20 protein-coding genes and 2 tRNA genes are annotated in these 23,809 nt (G+C 61.0%); 9 read left to right on the top strand and 13 right to left on the bottom strand.

Going from position 1 to position 23,809, the window contains the following annotated elements:
* Positions 1-16: 16 nt before the first annotated feature.
* Positions 17-93 (bottom strand) — tRNA-Pro (locus M2447_RS01625).
* A gap of 197 nt (positions 94-290) precedes the next feature.
* On the opposite strand from M2447_RS01625, the gene M2447_RS01620 reads away from it, so the two are divergent.
* From M2447_RS01620 to M2447_RS01610, 3 genes are all read left to right on the top strand, one after another.
* Positions 291-2,603: a secretin N-terminal domain-containing protein gene (locus tag M2447_RS01620; protein WP_277557144.1), complete on the top strand. Its 2,313-nt coding sequence runs from the start codon at positions 291-293 to the stop codon at positions 2,601-2,603.
* A gap of 45 nt (positions 2,604-2,648) precedes the next feature.
* On the top strand, positions 2,649-4,436 hold the full coding sequence (locus tag M2447_RS01615; RefSeq protein ID WP_277557142.1) for a GspE/PulE family protein: 1,788 nt from the start codon (positions 2,649-2,651) through the stop codon (positions 4,434-4,436).
* A 154-nt stretch (positions 4,437-4,590) separates the two neighbouring features.
* Positions 4,591-5,883, top strand: coding sequence for a type II secretion system F family protein (locus M2447_RS01610; protein WP_277557141.1), 1,293 nt, complete (start codon positions 4,591-4,593; stop codon positions 5,881-5,883).
* Between the two features lie 66 nt (positions 5,884-5,949).
* Here M2447_RS01610 and M2447_RS01605 read toward each other — a convergent pair whose 3' ends face one another.
* From M2447_RS01605 to M2447_RS01595, 3 genes are all read right to left on the bottom strand, one after another.
* On the bottom strand, positions 5,950-7,371 hold the full coding sequence (locus M2447_RS01605) for a WD40 repeat domain-containing protein (RefSeq protein WP_277557139.1): 1,422 nt from the start codon (positions 7,369-7,371) through the stop codon (positions 5,950-5,952).
* A gap of 76 nt (positions 7,372-7,447) precedes the next feature.
* The gene (locus M2447_RS01600) at positions 7,448-8,821 is read right to left on the bottom strand and encodes a WD40 repeat domain-containing protein (protein WP_277557137.1); all 1,374 of its coding nucleotides are present in this window, start codon (positions 8,819-8,821) and stop codon (positions 7,448-7,450) included.
* On the bottom strand, positions 8,818-10,239 hold the full coding sequence (locus tag M2447_RS01595) for a radical SAM protein (RefSeq protein WP_277557135.1): 1,422 nt from the start codon (positions 10,237-10,239) through the stop codon (positions 8,818-8,820). The genes M2447_RS01600 and M2447_RS01595 overlap by 4 nt, the downstream gene beginning before the upstream one ends.
* A 234-nt stretch (positions 10,240-10,473) precedes the next feature.
* Here M2447_RS01595 and M2447_RS01590 point away from each other — a divergent pair.
* Positions 10,474-10,549, top strand: a tRNA-Phe gene (locus M2447_RS01590).
* A gap of 19 nt (positions 10,550-10,568) precedes the next feature.
* On the opposite strand, the gene lgt is transcribed toward M2447_RS01590, so the two are convergent.
* Positions 10,569-11,429 (bottom strand): prolipoprotein diacylglyceryl transferase, encoded by an 861-nt coding sequence (gene lgt / locus M2447_RS01585; protein ID WP_277557133.1) that lies wholly within the window; start codon positions 11,427-11,429, stop codon positions 10,569-10,571.
* Positions 11,430-11,555: 126 nt separating this feature from the next.
* Between lgt and M2447_RS01580 the strand changes: the two genes are divergently transcribed.
* Positions 11,556-12,800, top strand: coding sequence for a phospholipase A (locus M2447_RS01580; protein ID WP_277557131.1), 1,245 nt, complete (start codon positions 11,556-11,558; stop codon positions 12,798-12,800).
* Between the two features lie 65 nt (positions 12,801-12,865).
* Entirely contained in the window at positions 12,866-13,708 is an 843-nt protein-coding gene (gene menB / locus M2447_RS01575; RefSeq protein WP_277557129.1) for a 1,4-dihydroxy-2-naphthoyl-CoA synthase, read from the top strand.
* Positions 13,709-13,738: 30 nt separating this feature from the next.
* Here the strand turns inward: menB and M2447_RS01570 are convergent, their stop codons facing one another.
* The 4 genes from M2447_RS01570 to M2447_RS01555 form a co-directional block, all read right to left on the bottom strand.
* The gene (locus M2447_RS01570) at positions 13,739-14,212 is read right to left on the bottom strand and encodes a MauE/DoxX family redox-associated membrane protein (RefSeq protein ID WP_277557127.1); all 474 of its coding nucleotides are present in this window, start codon (positions 14,210-14,212) and stop codon (positions 13,739-13,741) included.
* Positions 14,209-14,646, bottom strand: coding sequence for a rhodanese-like domain-containing protein (locus M2447_RS01565; RefSeq protein WP_277557125.1), 438 nt, complete (start codon positions 14,644-14,646; stop codon positions 14,209-14,211). The genes M2447_RS01570 and M2447_RS01565 overlap by 4 nt, the downstream gene beginning before the upstream one ends.
* Before the next feature lie 61 nt (positions 14,647-14,707).
* Positions 14,708-15,379 carry a DUF1573 domain-containing protein gene (locus tag M2447_RS01560; protein WP_277557124.1) on the bottom strand — a complete coding sequence of 224 codons (672 nt, stop codon included), beginning with the start codon at positions 15,377-15,379 and terminating at the stop codon, positions 14,708-14,710.
* 95 nt (positions 15,380-15,474) lie between these two features.
* The gene (locus M2447_RS01555; RefSeq protein WP_277557122.1) at positions 15,475-16,617 is read right to left on the bottom strand and encodes an esterase; all 1,143 of its coding nucleotides are present in this window, start codon (positions 16,615-16,617) and stop codon (positions 15,475-15,477) included.
* 125 nt (positions 16,618-16,742) lie between these two features.
* On the opposite strand from M2447_RS01555, the gene M2447_RS01550 reads away from it, so the two are divergent.
* The 3 genes from M2447_RS01550 to M2447_RS01540 all read left to right on the top strand — a co-directional run bounded on the left by M2447_RS01550 (position 16,743) and on the right by M2447_RS01540 (position 19,396).
* Positions 16,743-17,372, top strand: coding sequence for a glycerol-3-phosphate acyltransferase (locus M2447_RS01550; RefSeq protein WP_161554678.1), 630 nt, complete (start codon positions 16,743-16,745; stop codon positions 17,370-17,372).
* 133 nt (positions 17,373-17,505) lie between these two features.
* Positions 17,506-19,182 carry an aminotransferase class V-fold PLP-dependent enzyme gene (locus M2447_RS01545; protein ID WP_277557121.1) on the top strand — a complete coding sequence of 559 codons (1,677 nt, stop codon included), beginning with the start codon at positions 17,506-17,508 and terminating at the stop codon, positions 19,180-19,182.
* Between the two features lie 19 nt (positions 19,183-19,201).
* Positions 19,202-19,396 carry a hypothetical protein gene (locus tag M2447_RS01540; protein WP_277557119.1) on the top strand — a complete coding sequence of 65 codons (195 nt, stop codon included), beginning with the start codon at positions 19,202-19,204 and terminating at the stop codon, positions 19,394-19,396.
* Between the two features lie 233 nt (positions 19,397-19,629).
* Here M2447_RS01540 and M2447_RS01535 read toward each other — a convergent pair whose 3' ends face one another.
* The 4 genes from M2447_RS01535 to M2447_RS01520 form a co-directional block, all read right to left on the bottom strand.
* On the bottom strand, positions 19,630-21,207 hold the full coding sequence (locus M2447_RS01535) for an IMP dehydrogenase (RefSeq protein ID WP_277510349.1): 1,578 nt from the start codon (positions 21,205-21,207) through the stop codon (positions 19,630-19,632).
* 132 nt (positions 21,208-21,339) lie between these two features.
* Entirely contained in the window at positions 21,340-22,641 is a 1,302-nt protein-coding gene (locus M2447_RS01530) for an OmpP1/FadL family transporter (protein WP_277557117.1), read from the bottom strand.
* Between the two features lie 267 nt (positions 22,642-22,908).
* The gene (locus M2447_RS01525) at positions 22,909-23,298 is read right to left on the bottom strand and encodes an acetyl-CoA carboxylase biotin carboxyl carrier protein subunit (protein WP_277510347.1); all 390 of its coding nucleotides are present in this window, start codon (positions 23,296-23,298) and stop codon (positions 22,909-22,911) included.
* Between the two features lie 69 nt (positions 23,299-23,367).
* Positions 23,368-23,787 (bottom strand): OadG family transporter subunit, encoded by a 420-nt coding sequence (locus M2447_RS01520; protein WP_277510346.1) that lies wholly within the window; start codon positions 23,785-23,787, stop codon positions 23,368-23,370.
* Positions 23,788-23,809 lie beyond the last annotated feature (22 nt).

The raw sequence follows: 23,809 nt of genomic DNA, 5'->3' as shown, positions 1-23,809 counted from the left end.
CTCCGGTTGTCTCAAATGGTCGGGGCGGTGAGATTCGAACTCACGACCTCTACGTCCCGAACGTAGCGCTCTACCAGGCTAAGCTACGCCCCGATCCGATTGAACCACGGAAGATGAGAGTCCCGCCGCCGCGCATCAAGGAGAAACTTCCAATGCCAAAAAAATGCCCGGTTCCGCGATTAATGTTCGCGCGCCGTTTTTGCGCACTCCGGCTAATTTAGAGTCAGGCCCCGTGCAACCTGCCGCGCCAAGGGACGTCTTGCCCCGTTGCAAAACCTCCGCCAAATTTCATGCCCAACCCGTTCTTCGCTCTTTTCTTTTCAGCCAACACCCTCTCAACTCTCCGCCTTCCGCCGAGCAAACCATCGCAGCCAATTTCCCATCTCTCCAGCATGACCCCGCGCATCCTCCGCATCGCCCTTGCCTCAATTTTCACAGCCACTGCGTTTTTGCCGGCCATCGCACGAAACACGCCGGCCGCGCCGCGGGCGCAACCCGGCGGCTCCCCCATACTTCTTTCGCCCCCGTGGACGCAGGCCGACGCTGAACTCCCCGCCGCCCCCGCGCTTGCCCCCTCCGGCAATCCCGATGATCGCATCGCGATCAACTGGACCGCGCTGCCGCTTTCGATGGCCATCCCCGAGCTTGAAAAACTCACGGGACGCACCGTCATCCGCCCCGCCACGCTCCCCAATGTCGCCGACCTCTCGCTTTCCTTCGCCACCCCGCCCACGCGCGCCGAGGCGTTGCAGGCCATCGAGACGCTTTTCACCGTCAACCAGCTCGCGCTCGTTCCGCGCGGCGAAAAACTCCTCCTGCTCGTCCCCATTAACACCGTTCGCAGCGAGGCGCCTACCATCATAGAGGGCTCCACGCTCGACCTTGCGCCCTCGGGCCGCATCGCCAGCAAGTTTTTCCAGCTCGAGTTTCTTCGCGCCAGCGAGTTCGTCCCCATGATCAGCACGATGCTCAACGCGCAGATACAGACAATTTCCATTTTTGAGCGCGCCAACGCCTTCCTTGTCACCGACACCATCTCCACGCTCCAGCGTGTCGAAACCATCATCAAGCAGGTTGACCGTCCCGCCGCCACGCCCGTGCAGGCCAAGTTTTACTCGCTCGAATACGCCAAGGCCTCGGACATCGTGAACAAAATCAAGGCGCTCTTCACCGGCCCGCTCCAGCAGCAGCTCGGCGCCTCCACCACGTTCAACTCCGACGATCGCACCAACCAGGTCGTTGTCATCGGCGATCCGCGGCAGCTTCCGTTTTTCGACGACCTCATCAAAAAACTCGACACCAAGGCCGACCCCAACACCCGCAACGAAGTCATCCGCCTCAAGAGCGCGCAGTGCGGCGATGTCGCCACGCTTCTCAGCAACATCATCTCGGGGCAAACCCGCGCCGCCCAAGCCGCGCAATCCAGCGGCGGCACCAGCGCCACCCAGCGACAGCGCACCACGCAAACCACCTCGGCCAACCGTAACACCCAGCAGCGCGCCACCACGCAAAACCGAAACACCTCCCAGCAACGAACCCAGTCCGCAAGTGTGCGCCCCGCCTTCGCCACGCCCGCCAGCGGCATCACCGGCGGCAGCCTCGGGCTCGAGGGCAACGAGTTCAGCAGCTTCATCACCGTGCAACCCGACACCCGCATCAACGCCATCGTCGTGTCCGGCACGGTTGACGACATCCGCATCATCAAGGAGCTCGTCGAAAAACTCGACGTTCTCCTCGCGCAAGTCCGCATTGAGGTCGTCATTGCCGAGGTCACTCTCACAGATGAAGCCCAAAGCGGCATCGATGCGCTTGGTTTTAATGTGGAGAATGGCAAACTCACCGGAATTGCCGGTTCCGGTCCCGGATTCACCTTTGGTGGCAACAAAGATGGTTCATCCTACGGATCGTCTCTGCAACCTCTCACCGCTATCATCGGTCTTGGCTCCACGCCGCGCAAAAATAATAGCAATATCGTTTCAGTGCCCGCCATCACCACGATGCACAACAAAGAGGGCAAAATCTTCATAGGTGAAACGCGCCCCGTCATCACCTCCAGCATGGTCAGCGACGTCAGTTCAAACAGGACCTCATCTGTCACCCAGATGGAAATTGGCACCACCATTACCGTAACCCCGCTCATAGGTTACGACGGGAGCGTTCAGCTCGATGTTCAACAAGAAATCAGCGATGTTTCCGGCACCGTTACAGTTGATGAGAATACTCAATATATTATCGGAAAACGAAATACCTCCTCGTCCATCATCGTCAAAAGCGGGGAAATTATTGTGCTCGGTGGCATTCAGAAAAACGCCTCTACAAAAGCCAGAAACCGTCTCGGTCCCATTCCGATTATAGGGGACCTTTTTGGCAAGCGCTCTCGCAGCCAGACTCGCACCGAACTCATCTTCTTCCTGCGCCCCACCGTCCTTACCAACACCGCCGCGGACAACGCGCCCGCCATGGAACAGCTCGAGCGCATGAGCAACAAAGCCGAGGTGCAAAAAGTCCTCGGGCAAACACCCTCGCCGCCGAAGGACGACGTCAATGCGCTGCCGGACCTCCCCGCCGAGCCCAAGCGTCACAAGAAAAAGAAAAGGGGCTGAGCGTTTGCGTTCCCTTGCAAAAACCGCACCAGAAAAGCGCGCGCCATGTTATTAACCGACACCTCGCTTCCCGACTCACTCGCCCGTCGGCTCGACGAAGAGCAAGTGCAGGCCATCAATGAGGCTCCGCGCGCCCAGCGGTTCAAAATCCTGGCCGCGGCTCTCGTCAAAACCGACCCCGACACCCTCGACGCACTCGCCGCCGCCGCGAACCTCCCCACCGTCACAAACCTAGTGGCCGACTCCGACGCCCTCGGTCTCCTGCCTGCCCGCCTCATCCACGATTACCAAATCATTCCAATTCGGAATGCGGATTTCGAAATGCGGAATGGAGAAAGCCAAACCCAGCCCGCCGAACCATCTTCCGGCGTCGCGCCAGCGTCCCTAACTCCGCATTCCGAAATCCACATTCCCCATTCCCAATCGCCCCTCGTGCTGGCGACCTCATGGCCGCCCGATTCCGCCATTGTCGATTGGATACGCACCTTCACGCCGCGTCCCCTCGTCTGGTATCTCGGCAATCCCGACAAAGTCCACCAACTCATAATCGAGCGCTTCGGCGTCGGCTCCGGTTCGCTCGAGGGCAGCGACGACGATTACATCGCCCCCGAAAATATCCAGCAAGCCGACGACGATGTCGATGAGGACGCCGCCGTCGTGCGTTTCGTCACCGACGTTATCACGCAAGCCGTCAACGACGAGGCGACCGACATCCATTTTGAACCGCAGGAGGGCCGCCTCCAAATCCGCTACCGTGTCGACGGCCTGCTAGTGCCCGTGCCCGTGCCCGAAAACCTGCTCCGCTTTCAGGACGCCATCATCTCGCGCCTCAAGATCATGGCGAAGCTCAACATTTCCGAGAAGCGCCTGCCGCAGGACGGACGCATCAACTTTCGCGCCGGGGGCAACGTCCTCGACATCCGCGTCGCCACCGCGCCCACCATTTACGCCGAGTCCGTTTCGCTCCGCCTCCTCAACCAGAAAAAGGAAGCCTACACGATGGACCGCCTCGGCATGAGCGCCGACGAGCAACGCGAAATCAAAACCGTGCTCGAATATCCGCACGGCATCATTCTCGTCACCGGCCCCACCGGCTCCGGCAAATCCACGTCGCTCAACGCATTTCTGCGTTACATCAACTCGCCCGACCTGCGCATCGTCACCGTCGAGGACCCCATCGAATATGAGGTTCCCGGCGTCAACCAGATGCAGATGAAACCGGAAATCGGCCTCACCTTCGCCACCGCGCTCCGCTCGATTCTCCGTCAGGACCCCGACGTCATTATGGTCGGTGAAATCCGCGACCGCGACACCGCCGACATCGCCATCCGCGCCTCGCTCACCGGACACTTGGTGTTTTCCACGCTCCACACCAACGACGCCCCCGGCGCCATCACCCGCCTCATCGACATGGGCATCGAGCCCTTCCTCGTCGCCTCCGCGATCGAGCTCGTCATCGCCCAGCGCCTCGTGCGCCGCCTCTGTCCCGACTGCTCGAAGCACGAGCCCGTCAACAAGCTCAAGCTCCGCGAAACGCTCGGCGTCCTCGGCATCGACCCCGACGAGGCCGACTGCGTCGAAACCCTCAAGGTTCCCTGCGGTTGCGACCGCTGCCGCAACACCGGCTACCGCGGACGCATCGGCATCTTCGAAATCTTCAAGCCCGACGAAGCCCTCCACGAACTCATCCTCCGCCGGGAAAGCACGCAAGCCCTCGCCACCTGCGCCCGCGAAAACGGAATGAAACCATTGCAAATCTCCGGCTGGGAAAAAGTGAAGGCCGGCCACACCACCCTCGACGAAATCGTGCGGGTCATCGCCGCGGAAAAATGAAGCCAAGCAAAGGAGACAGGTGTCAGGAGACGGGAGTCAGGAGAAAAAACCCTGATATTCTGCCAGCTTGTTGTCCGCCAAATGCTATTCGCATCTCAAATTGTCTTCGCCCGGCTTCGCCCATTTCGATCTTCATCTTCTAGCTTCTTTTCCCGTGCCCGCCTACACTTACACCGCCCGCGACCGCTCCGGCCAGACCGTCACCTCGACGCTGGAGGCGCCCAGTCGCAAGGATGCCCTCCGCCACCTCACCGCGCGCGGTTTGCAACCCCAGCGGATCGAGGAGGTCACCGCGGGCGGCGCGGTCATCGCCAAGCCCGCAAAAAGCAAGGCCGCCAGATCGGGCGCCGCCGCATCATCCCCAAAACAATCCGCTTCCTCCCGCGGCTCGAAATCGAAAAAGCCCAAGCCTCTTTCCAAAAAGGAACAGCTTCCGTTCCTTGAGGCGCTTTCCGATCTCGTCTCGAGCGGACTCTCCGCGGGCGAGTCGCTCCGCATGCTCTCGCAGCGCATACGCGAGCCCAAGCTCCGGTTTTTGTGCGCCAGCCTTTGGGAGCGCATCGGCGAGGGCGCCACGCTCTCGCGCGCGATGGCGGAGTTCCCGCAAGTCTTCGATACGTCGGCAATCAACCTCATCCAGGCGGGCGAGGCGACCGGCGGCCTCAGCGAGGTGCTCACGCGGCTCATCGCGCATTACAACGAGCAAAACGAATTGCGCCGCCAGTTTGTCAGCGCGCTCGCCTATCCCATACTGCTGCTCACAGTCGCGTTTGGCGTCATTCTCTTTTTTATGTTTTTCCTGATGCCCCGCATGCAGGGGCTCTTCAATTCGCTCGGCGGCAAACTCCCCGCGTCCACGCGCCTCATGGTCGGCATGTCTGACTTTGCGCTGCACTACGGCATCTTCATTGCGGGCGCGCTGGTCTTCGGCGCGATCGCCTTCTGGCGCTGGCGGAAAACCGCCAGGGGCCGCCACATCACCGACGGCTGGCTGCTCAAGCTCCCGCTTACGAAAAACTTTACCATGAGCCAGAGCGTGCTCGCCTTCAGCCAGACGCTCTCGATTCTTCTCGAAAACGGAATCACCACCACCGACGCGCTCAAGATCACCGAGCGCCAAATCGGCAACACCGTGCATCGCGAGGCGTTTGGCGACGCGAGCGCGCACGTCATGGAGGGCGGGGCGCTTTCCTCCGCGCTTCAGCGCACCGAGTGTTTTCCGCCGCTTGTGCTCGACCAGCTCGCCATCGGCGAAAACACCGGCAGCATTGTGCCCAGCCTGAAAAAAATCTCGAACAGCTACCGCAAGATTGTTTCGGCGCAGCTCAACTTTTTCATGAAGGTCATCACGAGCGTGATGCTCGGCGGCACCTTTGTTTTTGTCGGTTTCATCGCCTTCGCAATCGTCTCCGCCATCTTCACCCTAAGCGGCTCGTTCCGAATGTAGCGCCGCGGCGTTTGGTCCACCGGGCGCGCCGGCCATTCGCAATGGCCGATGGATGCCGGCTGCGATTCACGTCCTCCGGCAGCGCACGGCCATGCAGACGCAGCGTTGATAACTTCCACCGCCCCCGTGCCGGCAACCGCCTCCGCTCGGCCTTGTCCCCGAAGGGGCCCTTTGTGTCGCGGGTTTTCGCAGGCCGGAAACACAATTGCACGCGCACGTGGCGCCGGCGGGAATCGCCGCGCCGCACGGGAGCGTGTAGGTGATGACTTGCCCGGTTTCGCTCGTTGCGGCGAAGATCGCGCCCTTCACGGATTCGGGCCTGTTTATCAAATCCTCCATGTCCGGCAGCGCGGAAACCAATTCTCCCCCGGGAAAACTCCACAGCCGAATGGTGCTGTCGCTGCCGCCGGATGCCAGCAGTTTTCCGTCGGGGCTTATGCCGAGGCAATTCACGCTTCCGGTGTGCCCCAACAGCGTTTTCATCAACGTGCCGTCAGGCAGGCTCCATAATCTGATGTTTGAAACGGCGTCACCGGATGCCAGCCATTGGCCGTCGGGACTTATGCAGGTTGAGACAAAACTTCCGATATGGTTTTTCACCCGCAGCAACTTGGCCGTCCCGCCATCGGGCAGGCTCCACAGCCTGAGGCATCCATCGCTGTCTCCCGCGACCAGCAGTTTTCCATCAGGGCTTATGCAGACGGAGGCAACCCGGCCATGGTGTCCTGTGAATGTATTGATCAACGAGCCGCCGGGCAGGCTCCATAGCTTGACGGTTTTGTCCTGGCTGCCCGATGCCAGCCATTTCCCGTCGGCGCTTATGCAGAGGGAGAGAACAGAGTCTTGGTGCCCCTTTAATGTTTTGGTTCCGGCCTCGGTTCGCAACTTAATGGTGTTGTCGCTGCTTCCCGACGCCAGGATTGTCCCGTCGGGGCTCATGCAGAGGGCAAAAATGCCGCCTTTGTGGTCGTCCAGGCTCGCGGCCTGTTCGCCACCGGGCAAATTCCATATTTTGATTTGCTTGTCCAATCCGCCGGAAATCAACGCCTCGCCCTTGCCGGGGGTTATGAGAACCGAGCGAATGCTGTTTTTGTGGCCGTCCAATGTTTTTTCCAAAATGCGTTCCGGCAGTTTCCATAGCTTGACGGTCTTGTCTTTGCTGCCCGACGCCAGCCACTTTCCGTCGGCGCTTATGAAAATGGAGTTAACGCTTTCTTTGTGCGCCCGCAGCAGCGCCGTCTTTTTCCCGAGGACGTCTCTCTTGTCGGCTTGGGCCAGACGAACGGTTGTCTCCTCTTTGCCGCACGCGCTCAGAAACGCCACCGCCGCCGCCGCGGTGATGCCCGCGCCAAGAAAATCCCGGCGACTCATCGCGCCGCCTCCCGCCCCGTCGCTTATCATCACGATTTCCGTTTGTTGATACAACTCCTCGCCCTCGTCGACGCGGGTGAGTTGAAACGCGGGTTTGCTGGCGTCGCCGGTGCTCATGGTGCGTGTTCTTTGTTTTATTAAAGTTGGGTTCGCTTTTGGAAAGATTTTGGAGGCTTCCTGTTTTGGCGCCCGGCTACGTCTGCCGGCAACGCACCGCCTGGCAGGTGCAGACGGGAACGCAAGAGCAGCCGTGGCGGCACCGCGTCGCGACAGACTGGCACGTGCATATTTTGACGGAGCCGGGGACGCAATTGCACCGGCAGGTGGCTCCGGGGGGAAGCGGGGATCCGCATGGCAGGGTGTAAGTGATGGTCTGCCCGTATTCGTTTCGCATGTGGACAGTCGCGCCTTCCCTGTTGGCGGGATTGGCGGTCATGTCCGCCAGGCAGGAAAGTTGTTTTCCGTCGGGCAGGCTCCACAGGCGGATGGTTTGGTCGCTGCTGCCCGAGGCCAGCAGTTTTCCATCCGGGCTTGCGCAAACAGAGGTGACGACGCCCGTGTGCCCGGTCAGGGTGTTGAGCAAGGCGCCGTCGGGCAGGCTCCATAATTTGATGGTCTTGTCCACGCCGCCTGATGCCAGTAATTGCCCGTCGGGGCTTGTGCAAACGGACATGATGGCGTTCGTGTGTCCCGACAGTTTTTTAACCAGGGTTCCTTCCGGCATGCTCCATAAACAGATTGTTTTGTCGTCGCCTCCCGAAGCCAGCAGTTTTCCGTCGGGGCTTGCGCAAATGGAGTTAATGCCTCTCGTGTGCCCGGTCAGGGTGTTGAGCAAGGCGCCATCGGGCAGGCTCCATAATTTAACAGTTTTGTCGCTGCTTCCCGATGCCAGCCATTGGCCGTCGGGGCTTATGCAAACAGACTCAACAGTGTCAATGTGCCCCTCCAGTTTCTTGATAAATCCCCCTTTGGGAAGGCTCCATAGGTTGATGGTTTTGTCCCGGCCGCCCGAAGCCAGCAATTTTCCATCGGAGCTTATGCAGACCGAGCAGATGCCCTTTGCGTGTCCCTTCAGTTTTTTCTTCAGCGCCACCTTGGGCAGGCTCCATAATTGCGCAATGGCACCGTCCCTGCTTCCCGCGGCCAAAAGTTTTCCGTCGGGGCTTATGTCGGCAGTGGTAACCCGGTTGCGGTTTTTCTTCGACGCCTTGATCAACGCCCCCTCCGGGAAACTCCATAATTTTATAATTCCCTCGCTGCTGCCCGAAGCCAGCCATTTCCCGTCGTGACTTATGCGAACCGTGTGAACGTGGCCGATATGCGCGACCAATACCGAGCTTGCCCTGGCTTTGGGCGTCCTGGCGGCGTTTGCCGCGATGGTGAACTTGTTCAGCAGCGCCACCGCAGCCGCCGCGGTGATGCCCGCGCCAAGAAACCCGCGGCGACTCATCACGCCTCCTCCGGGCCCCTTGTTTAGCATCACGATTTCCGTTTGTTGATACAACTCCTCTCCCTCGCTTACGCGGGTGAGTTGAAACGCGGGTTTGTTGTCGTTGTTGGGGCTCATGCTTCGCTTTCCTTGGTTTCCATTTCGTTGCAGTTGGGGCATGTGTTTCCCTCCTCGTCGTCGCCCGGCAGGCCGTGCCAGCACACGCCGCCGGCCTCGGCGATGCGCGCGAGGATTTGGTCCTTGGTCAGCTCGCGAATGATGTTGCAGCGGTCGGTGCCGGAAAACCCGCCGTCGCCGCACACGGTGAGCGCCTTGTGCAGGCAGTCGCCGCCGCATGTCCAGCGCGCGAAACAGCCCGCGCAATAATCGCGCTTGTCCACGGAGTGACTGCGCAAAAACGCCAGCTTCCCCATGTCAAACTTCCATGCGCCGTCGCCGTCCGCGTTTCCATAGAGAAAGATGTTCGCGCGCGGATTGGTTTCGTCAAAAACCTCGTAACAGGCGGAGGCGGTGCCGTCGGGCGTGAGCGCGAAGAGGTCTTGCGTGGCGCCGCAAAAGTGGTTCGTCAGCGTGCCCGTGCGCGCGGCGGAAAAGGTGACTTCGCAGCCGTGCTTTTTTGCGCGACTCTGCGCCTCCCGAAACGCGGCGATGAACGCGCCGGTTTCCGCCGAGGGCGCGCCGGCCCAGCGTCCGATCTGGTAGGCCGGCTCGGCCTGGATCTGGCCGGGGCGGAAGCGCGAGCAGATAAACTCAATGGAATCCGGCAGGCGCGCAATCATGTCGGCGGTGACTGTCATGCGGATTCCATAGGAGAACCCGGCCTCGTCGAAACGTCGCAGCGTGTGCATGACGCGTTCGCTGGAGCCCTTGCCGTTGGCGGAAATGCGGTGCGTGTCGTGCGCCTCGGGCAGCCCGTCGAACGAGACGCTCGCGCCTTGCAGGTTGGCGACAATCCAGTCGAGCTGCTTGTCGGAAAAAACGGCGTTGGTGGCCGTGTAGCATGTGAGATCCAGCCCGTGCCGGTCGGCGAGGCGTCGCGCGTGGTCGTGCGCTCCGGTGAGCACGCGCCAGTTTTGGGTTGGCTCGCCGCCGCCGTGGAAGTTGATGTCGATGAATCCCGTCCGGCGTCTTAACGCGTTCTGGACAATAAAATCGACCCCGCGCAACGCCGTTTCCAACGACATGGAACGCACGGGGCCGTCCCCGGCCGCCGCGTAACAATAGGTGCAGCGGAGGTTGCACGCGGTGGTGAGAAAGAGCGTGAGGGAGACCGGGTCGTGCGTGTCGGAAAAAACAGCCTCGGGCTGTTGCTCGGGTCCAGCGTCGAGTATTTCCAACCGGCGCAAAAACTCGGTCGTGGAACCGTCGGCGTCAAGGGCCGCGTCGTAATTCCCCTCCTTCAATCCGGCGAGAAAGTTCACCACGCGCGCGTTGCCGACAAAAGCCGCCTTCCTCAACGGCGCGTAAACGAGATACCGGCCTGTCTCCAAGGGGATGACATAAATCTCTGCGGATAATACTGGGCGCGAGGGCATGGGGAGGAGCCGGGACAAAATAACAATTTCCCCGCAGGATGACACGGGGCGTGGGCAGCGCAAGAGAAAGTGAAAAATGTTGGTTCCCGTCGCTGAAAACCGGGGTGCGGCGCCGGCGCGCGCGTCTCCGCCGACAGTCTCAATCGCGCCCAAATTTGCGATATTGGCAACTTTGGTCTTGAGGCTTCGTTATTTTTTGCTTCCGTTCACCCTTCTTCCTTCGGGAAGCGCAATGGCAAGATAGCTCAGTTGGTAGAGCAGAGGACTGAAAATCCTCGTGTCCTCGGTTCGATTCCGAGTCTTGCCACCACTTTCAGCCTCAAAAACTTTTACGGTTTTTGGGGTCTTTTTTTTGCCGGGACTTCTTTTGCCTTGCGAGTCGCGTAGACAACCAGCGCCAGTCCGGCGGCGAACAGGAAGACCGAATAAAACGTGCCGCGGCTCAACCCCCAAATCAGCGCGGCGTCGGGTTCGCGGAAATATTCGCAGACACAGCGCGCCACCGCATACAGCGCGAGAAATTCGCCCCCGAGCCGCCCCGGCTGTTTGCGCGCGACATCGGTGCGCCAGAACCGCCATTGCACAAACGCGAGCAACAGCGCGCCCTCCAGCGCGGCCTCGTAAAGTTGCGACGGGTGGCGCGGATGCGGGCCGCCGTCGGTGGCGGCAAAAATCACGCCCCATGTGCCGTCGGTTAATTTGCCCCAAAGCTCGCCGTTGAGGTAATTGGCGATGCGCCCGAGCATCAGGCCGAGCGATGCGATCGTGGCCACCAGGTCGCCGATGTGCAGGAATGGGATTTTGTTGCGCCGCGCAAACCACGCGAGCGCGAGAACGACTCCGATAAATCCGCCGTGGCTCGCCATGCCGCCCTCCCACACCCGGAAAAACACGAGCGGATTTTGCACCAAGTCGCCCGGACGGTAGAAAATGAAATAGCCCAAGCGCGCGCCGATGAACACGCCGAGCACCAGCGCGATGATCAAGTCCCAGACTTTTTCCGCGGGCAGCAGCGAGCGGGGAGGGGTTGCCTTTGCGTAGCGGGCGAGCAGCCACGCGCCGCCGAGAAACCCGAGCACATATGCCAGCCCATACCAGCGCAGGCCGATTCCATCCGCGATTTCAAAAATATAGTGGTGCGGTTTGTGTATCCAGATTTTGGCGAGCAGCAGGTGCATGGGTGTTTTCATGAGAGCACAAAGTGCCCGCCAATAAATCAAGCAGGGAAATTTCGCCCCACCAAAAACATGCTAAAAATAACACGACGCCCGGACAAAGGCTTGCCCGCGGGCGGGGCGGCGCATTCCGTTAACCAAATGAAAATCGCCACCCAAATCGCCAAACTGCTCGCGTTGTCCTGCATCGCGTTTGCTGCCGTCGCGGATGTGCTGGCGAACACGCCCGCCCTTGATGAGCCGTCGCCCATCGTGTTCAGCCTGCTCGCGCCGTCCGGGGCCGTGGGTGCCGGCGATACGATTACCGTCAATCTGGTTGCGCTTAATACCGCCGATTACTCGGTGGATTTTGAGGCGCCTGCGTCGCTCAAGGGCGAATTGTCCGTCGCTAAGGGCGCTCCCATTCCTGTCGCGCTCCAGATTCACCCGAAGGATGTTCGCGGTGTCGAGCGCATCACCACGCGCGGATTTGTCTCCTGCACTTACACACTCGCGCTTCCCAATGGCGCGGTTGGCGGGGGGATATTGACGTTGCGCGAGCCGCCGTCCGTGCGCGCGGCCATCGAAATAAAACCCGCCTCCGCGCAGGCCTCCGATGCCGCCGACACCGCGCCGCTCGACAGCCTGCAGCCGCCGCCCGTGGTCAAAAAAATCAAGCGCAGTTTCCTTGAGAACTTCTCCACCTACGAGCCGGTTTATTTCATTTACGGCCCCGATGATCCCGCCGCGAAATTTCAATTCAGCTTCATGTATCGGATACTCGCCGACGAGGGTTATCTGGCGCGAAAGTTTCCCGTGCTCAAGGGGCTGAGCTTTGCATACACGCAGCGCTCGCTTTGGGACATCGAGGGCGACTCCTCGCCCTTTTACGACACGAGCTACATGCCCGAGTTGTTTTGCGCCTACATGATGCCCGCCGAAAAAACAAAGGGCGGCGGTTTTAACTGGCTCGGCTGGCAGGCGGGGATTGGGCACGAATCCAACGGCCGCGACGGCGACGCTTCCCGCAGCATGAACAAGGTGTCGGCGCGCGCGCTTGTGTCCTTTGGCAACCTCGACGGATGGCGGATGATCCTGATGCCGAGAATATGGGGATACATCGGCGACATGAGCGACAATCCCGATCTCGACGATTATCGCGGTTACGGTGACCTCACCGTCACTCTCGGCAAGAACGACAGCGTCAACCTGGTCGTTCACATGCGCGCCGGGCAGCGCCTCAAAAAGGGCGCGGTGCAGGTCGATCTCACTTATCCGCTGGATGCCGTTTTCAAAAACTTCGCCGGCTACTTCATGATTCAATACTGGAACGGCTACGGCGAAAGCCTGCTCAACTACGACAAACGCACCGACACAATCCGCTTTGGCATCTCGCTGGTGCGGTGAGCGGATTTGACGCGCCGCGCCTCGGACTGCATTGTGCGCTTCATTATTCTTTTTTTCCCATACAAATGAGCACCGCCGATATCACTTGGAAACCCGTTAAAAATTATGCCGACATCCTTTATCACAAGGCTGATGGCATTGCGAAAATCACGATCAACCGCCCCGAAAAGCGAAACGCCTTTCGGCCTCAAACGGTGTTTGAAATGTATGACGCCTTCGCCGACGCGCGCGAGGACCAGTCAATTGGCGTGGTGCTCCTCACCGGCGCAGGGCCGCACACCGACGGCAAATACGCGTTTTGCGCGGGCGGCGACCAAAGTGTGCGCGGCCACGCCGGCTACGTGGGCGACGACGGCGTGCCGCGCCTCAACGTGCTCGACCTGCAAAAACTCATTCGCTCGATGCCCAAGGTCGTCATCGCGCTTGTTGCCGGTTACGCCGTCGGCGGCGGTCACGTCCTGCACCTCGTGTGCGACCTCACCATCGCGGCGGACAACGGCGTCTTTTCCCAAGTCGGCCCGAAGATGGGCAGTTTCGACGGCGGCTTCGGATCGAGTTATCTGGCGCGCATCGTCGGCCAGAAAAAGGCGCGCGAAATCTGGTATCTTTGCCGTCAATACACCGCGGCGCAGGCGCTCGACATGGGCCTTGTCAACGCGGTCGTTCCCGTCGCGCAACTCGAGGCCGAGGGCGTGAAGTGGGCGCGTGAAATCCTCACGCACAGTCCGCTCGCCATCCGCTGCCTCAAGAGCGCGTTCAATGCCGACGTGGACGGCCAGAGCGGAATCCAGGAGCTCGCCGGCAACGCCACGCTGCTCTACTACATGACCGACGAGGCCAAGGAGTTTCACAGCGCCCAGCGCGAAAAGCGCAAACCCGACGCCCGCAAATTCCCCTGGCTCCCGTAGCTCGGCGAAAAAAACGCCCTACCTAAAACTCTACACGGATTTGGCCGTCTGTGCCGCATGGCGGAGAAACATTGCTCCGCAAACAAAGGCCAGAATCGCGGCGCGCACTAGGCTGACGAGCAGCGCGGCGCGCCCGGTGTCGCCATCGCCAAAACAGCCGCAGGAAATATCGAGGCCGCGCGCCAGGGCGCTGACAATCATCGCGGTGAAGACGACGCTGCACGCGGTGAGGATCGCGAGCGCGCCGCCGCGCAAGCCGCGAATGAAAATCGCGCACGCGCAGCCGATCTCGATCCACGGCAGCCAGAGCGCCGTGATGACGGCGAGCGTGCGCGGCACGACGCGATACAGTTCGATGGCGTGAGCGAAGGCGGCGGGATCGCCGACTTTCGACACGCCCGCGTAAAGAAAAACGCCCGCGATGATGAGAAGCGTGATCGAGGCGGTGATGCGCGCGGGCACCGTGTTTGCAATGCCGGCGGGGGTGGGATTGTTGTTGTTCATCGCGCGCGCCAGCCTCCCTTCAGGACAAACACGTTTGTGAGCGCGAGTTCGCGCCGGATGCGTTCGGCCACGGTGCGGCTGGTGTCGCAGAGCGCGTCGTCGCAATAAACAACAACGCGCGTTTCGGCGGCGCGTCCGAGCTCCTCGATGATTGCGGGGAGCTGTTGCTCCCAATGCGCCGGGTTGAGCGGCAGCGCTCCGGGTGCGTGCGAGGCCGCGTGGGATTCCGAGGGGCGCGCGTCGATGAGAAGAATGCGAGGCTGCGATGTCGCCGTGCCGGCCTCGCGCTGCCATGCGTAAACTTGCGCCCACGTGGTTTCGTCGCCGGCGAGCGGCGGGTCGTCAAAAAGCTCGCGGTGCATGAACCCCGAAATCAGCGCCGGAATGGCGGCGAGCACGAGGAGAATGAGGGCTTGGCGGAGGAGCGGACGCATCAGCTATGGGGTGGGGCGAAGCCTCCATCTGAGCCGATGCCCAGTCCTGCCAAATTGATTTTTAGCGGACTTGCGCATAGGCGGTGAGCGTCGTTCCGGCGGGAAGCGGCGCGGCGGTTTTCAGGGTGATGACGGCGAGGCGCGGCGTGGCGATGTCTCGCGGCGTGACGTCGAGCCGGTAGTGGCGTCCGGGTTCGAGCGCGACAAGCGCGAGGTCGAAGTTGTCGCGGTTGCATGTCGCGCCCGTGATTTCAACGGGCGTGGCGAAGTTGATTTTTATGTCGATGGATTTTGTGGAGGCGGGATTTTCGCTTTTCCAAAAAACGAGTCGCGGCGCGATGGTAAGCGGTTCGGGCAGGTTGGCGCGGAGCGTGAGTTCGTAGGTGTTGTTGCGCGATTCGTCGGTCGTGATCGTGATAGTGCGCGCGACTTCACCGACGAGTCCGGTGCGGTCAAACTTGACGAGCACCTTGCCCGTTTCGCCGGGCGCGAGTGTTTCCCTGTCGATCACGGGCGCGAGGCAGCCGCAACCGGCGCGGGCGTTTGTGATGCTGACGGGCGTCGTTCCTGAATTTTTGAAGGTGAATTCATAGGGCGGGAGCGTCTCGCCGATTTCGGCGCGCTGCTCGATTTCGGTGCGTTCCCAGTCGATGGCGCGGAGCGCGGGGAGCAGGAAAAACATGGCGACGCACAAGCGGACACCGATGTTTCGTTGCCAGGGTGGCGCGGACATTCTTGTCCGTGTCCGTGCCGTGGCTCGCGCGTCCATTCCCGCACAGGCAGGAATGTCTGTGCCACCTTGGCCGGGCGTTGATAAAAAAACCTTTTTCATTTCTTGAAGAGCATCGGCGCGAACTCGGCGAGGTAGCGGCGCCAGTTGCGGAAGGTGTGGCCGAGGTCGGTGACGACGTAATAGAGCGGGGCGTCGGGCGCCTTGTCTTTCAGCCAGCTCACGGCCTGGTCGTTTGCGGTGAGGAGTTGGTCCGTGTTGCCGCAGGCGATCCAGAGAAGGCGAATTTGTTTCGCGGTGGTGCTGTTGAAATGTGGATACGCCGCGTCGAGATCCCCGGGCAGGCCGCCGGAGCTGAATGCGCCTATCCATGCGAATTTGTCGATATGGTTAAGGCCGATGTTGAGCGACTCGGCGCCGCCCATTGAGAGGCCGGCGATGGCGCGATCCTCGCGCGCGGTCGACACGCAGTAGGCGGCCTCGACACGCGGAAGCACCTCGTCGAGAAGGATCGGCGTGAAGTCGCGGATGTTTTGCTCCCACAGGCCGGGCTTGGCGCGCATGCCCTGCCAGCCGGCGCGGACGACTTCCATCGTGCCGTAGCCGAGCGGCATGACGACGATCATGGGGCGCGCTTTTCCGGCTGCGATGAGGTTGTCGAGAATGATGTCGGCGCGGCCCGCGGTTGTCCATGCGGTGGCGTCGTCGCTGTATCCGTGCAGCAAATACAAAACGGGATAACGCGCGGAGGCGTCGGCGGGATCGTAGCCGGGCGGGGTGTAAACGATGAAGTCCCGGTCGTCGCCGGAGACCTTGGTCTTGAAGGAGTGGCGGTGCAGCGCGCCTCGCGGCGCGTCGGTGCGCTCCCATGCCTTCGGGGGCGCGCCGGCGGGGCTCGGCACGATGAGCTCGCTGGAGTTGTTTATGAGGTTGTATTTAAGGTGCGGATTTGCGGGGTCGGTAATCCGCACGCCATCGACGAGAAGGGAGTAGGCGTAAATGTCGGGCGCGAGGGGCGCGGTTGTGAATGTCCACACGCCGTCGTCGCCCTTGGCGAGCGCGGTATAGGGAATGCCTTCGCAGCGCAGCTCGACCGTGCGCGCGTCGGGCGCGCGGAGGCGAAACGTGGCCGACGAATCGGGATTGATTTCGGGCGCGCCCAGGGCGTCGGGTTGGGAGGCAAGGGCCAGGACTGCTGCGGGAATGAATACCATGGGGAGCGTGCGTTTGATCGTGTTCATGATGCGATTCGCCATCGCGGTGAAGTGTTTTGATTTTGGATAATTCGCAACGCCAAATAAATTTGCCGGATGGCATGGCGCGCATGTGTGTGCTTGCGGGACGCGCCTTCCGCGTCCTAATTTTTTTGCATACTGAAAACATCCTAACCGCCGTCATGCCCGCCTGGTCGAACATCGCGTTTATTGTCGCAGCCTATCTTATCGGTGGGTTGTCGCCCGGGTATTGGCTGGCCAGGAAGCGCGGCGGAGTCGACATTCGCGAAATCGGCAGCGGGGCGACCGGGGCCACCAACGCCGGTCGCGTTCTCGGCAAGCGCGGTTTTTATACCGTTGTCCTCATCGACATACTCAAGGGTTTCCTTGTCGCGCTTGCCGCGAGTTATTTCATGGCCGACTCGCCCCCGGCATGGCGGTGCGCCGCGGCCTACGCCGTTGTCGCAGGGCACATCTGGCCGGTCTGGCTCGGCTTTCGCGGAGGCAAGGGCGTGGCCACTTTTTACGGCGCATGGTGTCCGCTGGCGGGCGGGCAGGGTTTTATTCCCGCCGCGATTTGCATCGTGCTCGCGCTCGCGCTCAAGCCGGTTTTCCGCCGCTCCTTTTCGGTTTCGTGGCTCGTCACGCATGCGCTTTTTCCCGTGATTGCCTGGTGGCTCTGGCGTGATCCCGCTTCCACTCTCATTTGCGCGGCAATGATCCTCACGCTCTGGATTTCCCATCGCGCAAACATTCTTGCCGTGCTTGGAAAAAAAGCGTGACCGGAACGGCGGGTGGGACGGTTGGCAGTCCTTCCAGTAACACTTTTACGCGCATCCCCCCGGTGAGAGCGCTTTGTTTTTCCCCTTTCCACCCCGCGCACTTTCCCTTTTATTGCCACACTTTCTTACCACCATGGCCGACAAAAACGACCAAACTGAATATATTTACAAAATCGCGACCGAAGATTGGGAAATTGAGCAAATCCACCGCCTCAATTACCGCACCTTCGTCGAGGAAATTCCCCAGCACGCCCCGAACACCGACGAGCGCCTCGTGGATCGTTTTCACGCTGAAAACACCTACATCATTTGCCTGCAGGATCGCCGCCTCATGGGAATGCTCGCCATTCGCGGCACGCGCCCCTTTTCCATCGACAGCAAGCTCGCCAATCTCGACGCATACCTGCCCACCGGCCGTTCCGCCTGCGAAGTGCGCCTGCTCGCCGTCGAGCCCGACGCGCGCAAAACCGTCGTCTTCCCAAAGCTCTTCGAGCACGCCGTGCGCCATTGCCTCCACAACGGCTACGACATCTGCATCATTTCCGCCACCACGCGCCAGTTGAAACTCTACCGGCATCTCGGCTTCGTTCCCTTCGGCCCCCTCGTCGGCTCCGAGCAGGCGCAATACCAGCCCATGTATCTGACGCTGGAAAACTTCGGCCGCACCCTTGAAAAAAGCACCGTGCTTCGCAGCTCCTTTGTCGAGGGTCCCGCCCCCGAGCAGCACGTCCTCAACTTCCTTCCCGGCCCCGTCCCCACCTCCTCCGAGGTCCGCCAGGCGCTCTCCGGCCCCGCCATCTCGCACCGCAGCAAGCTGTTCATCACCCGCATGGCCGACATCCGCGCGCGCCTCTGCAAGCTCACCGGCGCGGCCGATGTCCAGATCATGCTCGGCTCCGGCACCATCGCCAACGCCACTGTCGCCAATCAGCTCGCCCTTCTCGGCACCACCGGCCTCATCCTCTCCAACGGCGAATTCGGCGAACGCCTCGCCGGCAACGCCCGCAACGCCGGCCTCCGCTACGACTGGCTCCAGCTCCCCTGGGGGCACACCTTCGACATGGCCGAGGTCACCCGCCTCGCCGAGCGCCTCCCCGCCGGCGGCTGGATCTGGTTTGTCCATCACGAAACGTCCACCGGCATCATGAACCCGCTGGACGAGCTCAAAAAACTCGCCGACCGCCTTAACCTCCACCTTTGCGCCGACTGCATCAGCTCCATCGGCGCCATGCCCGTCGATCTCCACGGCATGCATCTCGCCACCTGCGCCTCCGGCAAGGGCCTCGGCAGCTTCCCCGGCATCGCGATGGTGTTTCACAATTACAAACCCGAGCCGCACCCCGACCGCTTCCCCGGCTACCTCGATCTCGGCCACTGGTTCGAAAACCAAAGCGTGCCCCACACCCATTCCACGAACCTCGTCGCCGCGCTCGACATCGCCGTGCAGCAAGCCACGCCCGAGCGCATGCAACAAATCGCCGACAACGCCAAATGGCTCCGCGAGCAACTCCAGGGCCTCGGCTTCCAGCTCGCCGCGTCCGAGGACGTCGCCAGCCCCGGCATCATGACGATCCTGCCGGTCAAGGAAATGTCCGCCGCCGAGCTCGGCGAGGAACTCGAAATGCGCGGTTTCTGGCTCAGCTACCGCAGCCAATATTTGCTAAACCACAACTGGATACAGGCGGCGCTGCTCGGCAACCCGAGCCGCGATTCGCTGCAAAAACTCGTCCACATGCTCAGCGTGGTCTGCCGCCGCACCCCGGAGGCGAAGGCGACAATCGCCGCCGCAGCGAAGGCGGTGAAAGCGTAAACGAAGCGCAAACCACAGCATGGCTGCAAAAAAGCCTCGGTTGGTTTCTGCTCGTGATAGCCTTTCGGCCACCTACACGACTTCCAATGCAGGAGTTTCGAGAGAACTTGGCACAGTTGGAGTGTTTGTGATGGTCGGTATTCGATGGGCATTGGTGACCGCAATTTGGATACTCGCCTTCTGGCTTCTGGAAGTATTCAAAAAGAAGCGCTGACCAAAGGTGCCACTACGCATGCGTCCAAATAGGACTGATTCGGTTTGTTCGCTCGTATTTTAAAGTGAGGCGAATCCTCCGAGGGTGCAGGGACTGTTGCGGCTCACCCGGAGGGTTCGCCCTACCCAAAGGCGTTTTTATGCGACAATTTAACGAGGGAAGGCGAAGGCTCCAACTGCCATAATTCGGATAATGGCAGGATGCGCGGAGTCGAACCGTGACCTATAGCCGCCTTACTGCTTGCGCGTGGAGACTTCGATCACGTCGTGGGGTGAGGCTTCTTTTTGGCCGGCCGGGCTCACTCGCATGTAGCGGGCGTTGGCGCGGAGCTCGGGAAGGGTTTGTGCTCCGAGATAGCCCATGCCGCTTTGGATGCCGCCGATGAGGTTGCCGAGGACGTCGTCCGTCGAGCCGGACACTTCCTTGAGCGCCTCGATGCCCTCGGCGGTGAGTTTGCGCGCGGTGTCGTTTTTGTCGTGCCCGTAACGGGCCGCGCTGCCGGCTTTCATCGCGGCGAGCGTGCCCATGCCGCGGTATTGTTTGTAGAACTTGCCGTTGATTTCCATGATTTCGCCCGGGGCTTCGCGGCAGCCGGCGAGCAGCCCGCCGAGGATGACGCTGTCGGCGAGGGTGAGCGCCTTGACGATGTCGCCGGACTTGGTGATGCCGCCGTCGGCGATGATGCGCACGCCCTTGGCGGCGGCGCCCTTCGAGGCGGTGTAGAGCGCGGTGAGCTGCGGGATGCCGATTCCGGCGACGATGCGCGTGGTGCAGATGGAGCCGGGGCCCTGGCCAACCTTGATGGCGCTTGCGCCGCAGTCGGCGAGGTATTCCACGCCGGAGGCGCTGGTGACGTTGCCCGCGATGATGGTGAGCTCGGGGAAGGCGTCGCGGACGAGCTTGACCATGTCGCCCACGCCGGCGGTGTGGCCGTGCGCGGTGGAGATGGCGACGACGTCCACGTTTTCGGCGACGAGCGCGGAGACGTGCGAGACGATTTTTTCGCGGTCGAGCGAGCCGTCGGGGTTGCGGACGGGGCCGATGGCGGCGCCGACGACGAGGCGGAAATTGGCGTCGCGGGCGGGTTTGCGCTGCGACTTGGCCTCGTCGGTGATGCTTTCAACGTCGCGGCTGGTGACCATGCCGCGGAGTTTGCCGGCGTCATCGACGACGAGCATTTTGTTGATGCCTATGTGCTGGTTGAAAAAGGTGTCGGCGGCCTTGATGGGGTTCTTGGTGACGGCGTTGATGTGCTCGGTGATGAGGTCGGCGCGCGGGGTCATGACGTCGGCGATTTTTTTCGCCTTGTAGCGTTCCTTGACGACGTTGCCGGAGACGAGGCCGAGGAGGACGCCGTTTTCGTCGGTGACGGGGAAGGTTGAGAATGAGAACGTCTTTTGCTCGATGCGGGCGAGGAGGTCGCCGATGAGCATGTCGGGGCGGATGGTGATGGGGTCCTGGAGGAATCCGTGGATGTGGCGTTTGACGCGGGCGACTTCGCGGACCTGGTCCTTGGGCGTCATGTTGTAGTGGATGAGGCCCATGCCGCCGTTGAGGGCCATGGCGATGGCCATGCGCGACTCGGTGACGGTGTCCATGTCGGACGAGATGATGGGGATTTGCAGCCGGAGGGAGTCGGAGAGGCTGGTGGCGAGGTCGGTGTCGCGGGGGAGGATTTGGGAGTAGCGCGTGGCGAGCGAGACGTCGTCGAAGGTGAGGGCAACCGGGCGGTTGGCCTTGAAGAAATCGTCGGCGGCCAGATAAAAGTCTGCGTCGATCGGGTTGGTGGATATGTTGGCGGCCTGAGTCATGGTTGCCGTGAACGTATTAATGGCGGTCGAAAAAAGTGCAAGCGGTGTTTTGAAAAAAAGAAAAAGCGCGACGCTTTTGAGGGCGTCGCGCTTTGGCGAAAGATTTTCGTTTTTCAGGCTGTGTTTGCGCTATCAGAAGCGGAAGGCCGCGCTGACGGAAAAGATGTGCGCGTTGCCGGTGTGAACCTTGGTGCCGAGGACGCCTTCGCTCGGACGCGCATCAAAGGTGCTCTCCTTGATCTTGATGTAGCCGTAGGCGAAATCGAGGGTGACCGCCTTGCTGATTCGCCAGCCGAGACCGGTGCTGAAGATTTGGCGGTCGTTGGAGGGAACCATGTAGTCGGCATACTTGGTGTTCACCGGGTCTTTATCGATCACGAAACCAGCGCGCAGGGCGAGAGCGTTGTTGAGTTGGTATTCAGCACCGAGGCTGTAGCGCCAGACGTCTTTCCAGTGTTTTTCCGCGACGGAAACCGCGCCGTCAGGGAATGCTTGGATCGTGAGTTTGTCGTAGGAGCCCCAGTTTGTGCGGAGGGCCTGGAAACCGATGTTAAGCGGAGCGACGGGCGAGTAGTTGACGCCGAAGGACCAAGAGTCGGGCAGATCAATTTTGCCCCATGCCTTGCCGCTGTGGCGACCATCAAAGCCAGCTGCTTGATTGGGGAGGATGCGGGCGCTTGCACCGGTAATTTTGGTGTCGAATCCGGAACGGTAAACGATGCCGAAGGAAAGCTGGTCGTTCACTTCATATTGAACCGCGAGGTTGTAGCCGAACTCCCAGTCGTCGCCTTCGAGGATGAGGGGAGAATAATAGCCGCCACCCAGCGCCATTTGACGCTTGATCGTGATATCAGTCCTGAGGATCGCGAGACCGACGGCGACCGAGAGGTTCTTGGCCCAAGGCTGGTCGTGGACGAGGCGGTAGGCGAAGGTCGGCGCCATCTCGACGGTTTCGATTTCCGTGTAGTAGTTGTTGTAAGCACCGGGCCAGACGATGGGTTCTTTTTCGAAGTCGCTCTTCAGTCCGTAGGGGACGAAGATGCCCATGCCAATCGCCATGTTGTCGTTGATGCGGTAGGTGCCGTAGAGGTTGGGGATGACCGCGGTGTAGGAGTTCATCGAGGTTTTCTTTTCCCCGGGAACCTGGCCGTCGATGGAGCCCCATGTCGTCACGTCGACGTCAGGCATGATGAGGCTGATGCCAGCTTTGATTTGGAGGCCGGGGAGCTGGGTGATTGCGGCGGGATTGGAGTAGAGCGCGCTGGCGTCGTCGTTGCGTCCGACGTTGGCGTTGGCCATGGCGAAACCGCGTGCATCGGTTTCGTAAATTGCAAAGCCTGCTCCGTGTGCCGTGCCGAGCGTGGCGACGAGGGCGACCGAGAGAGCGAGGGTGGACAGAAGGCTGCGCTTGGCGGCCTTGGCGTTTGGATGCATGGAAGTTTCCATAGTTTGGTTGTCTTGTTGGGTTTCCGTCCGCTGTTGAGCGATGGAGAGAGTTGTGAAGAAAGAGTTAATGCGCCGCTTATTGCAATGCAGAATTTATAACTGCAATTGTTTTGGAAGACGGTGTTTCCGCCTGAAAATAATGCGGTTGCGGGCGGAGCCGGTTTTCAGGGCGCGCATTATATGCCGGGAGGCGCAAAAAAACCGCCGGTTTTGAGCCGGCGGTTTTTGTTAATTGAAGTGTGTTTGGTCTACGGCTTAGGCGTATTTGATGATGATTGCGCCTTCCTCGATGCCGTCGCCGACATTGGCGTGGATCGAGCCGATCTTGCCGGCTTTGGGGGCGTAGATGTAGGTGTTCATCTTCATGGCCTCGATGGTGGCGACTTGGGCGCCCTCGGCCACGTCCTGTCCGACTTTGACGTCGATGGAGACGACTTTGCCGGCGAGGGGGCTGGCGATGTCGCTTGCGCCGGCGGCGGCGGGCGCGGCCTTGGGAGCAGGCGCGGGCGTGGGCGCTGTGATTGGCGCGGACATGGGGGCGCTTTGCACGGGTGCCGTGGCGGCGGGCGCGGAGGCGCCTTCATCCATGATTTCGACGAGGACGTCGTATGCTTTGCCTTCTACGGTAACGCGGAGCTTTTTCATATGTGATTTTCTGGTTTTGGTTAAATGGTTGTTGGTTGATGTGTGAGTGTTTTTGCTTTGGCCAGTTTTTTATCCCCGCGGGTTGTGCGAGGTGTAGATTTGGCGGCGGCCTTCGAGGGACCACATTTGCATGAGGGCCTCGACGGTGGGCGGCTTTGCGGTTTGCACCCCGGCGATTCGCGCCCTGGGGCCGAACACGGTGGCGACCGCGGCTGCGATCACCGCCAGTATTTGAGGCGAGGGCGTGTCGGTGCTGGCATTGGGCACTTCGACAACGAGCGGCGCGGGGGCCGCGGATTTGGCCTTTGCGCCGGCGGTTTTCTTTTCGTCCGGGTGCGTGGCGGCGAGGATTCGTCCGAAGAGGGCGATGAGCGCGATGAAGATTGCCACGCCGGAGAGGATTACCGCGAGGGCGATCCATTTGTTTCCGAACAGGACGGCGTCCTCGGGCGCTGCGGTTTGTGCGAGCAGGATGAGTGTGTTGGTCATGTATTCGTTTTGGTGACCCGCC

The sequence above is a fragment of the Ereboglobus sp. PH5-10 genome, from assembly GCF_029504735.1.
Classification (GTDB): Bacteria; Verrucomicrobiota; Verrucomicrobiia; order Opitutales; family Opitutaceae; genus Ereboglobus.
This window is presented reverse-complemented; position numbering and strand designations above follow the sequence as displayed.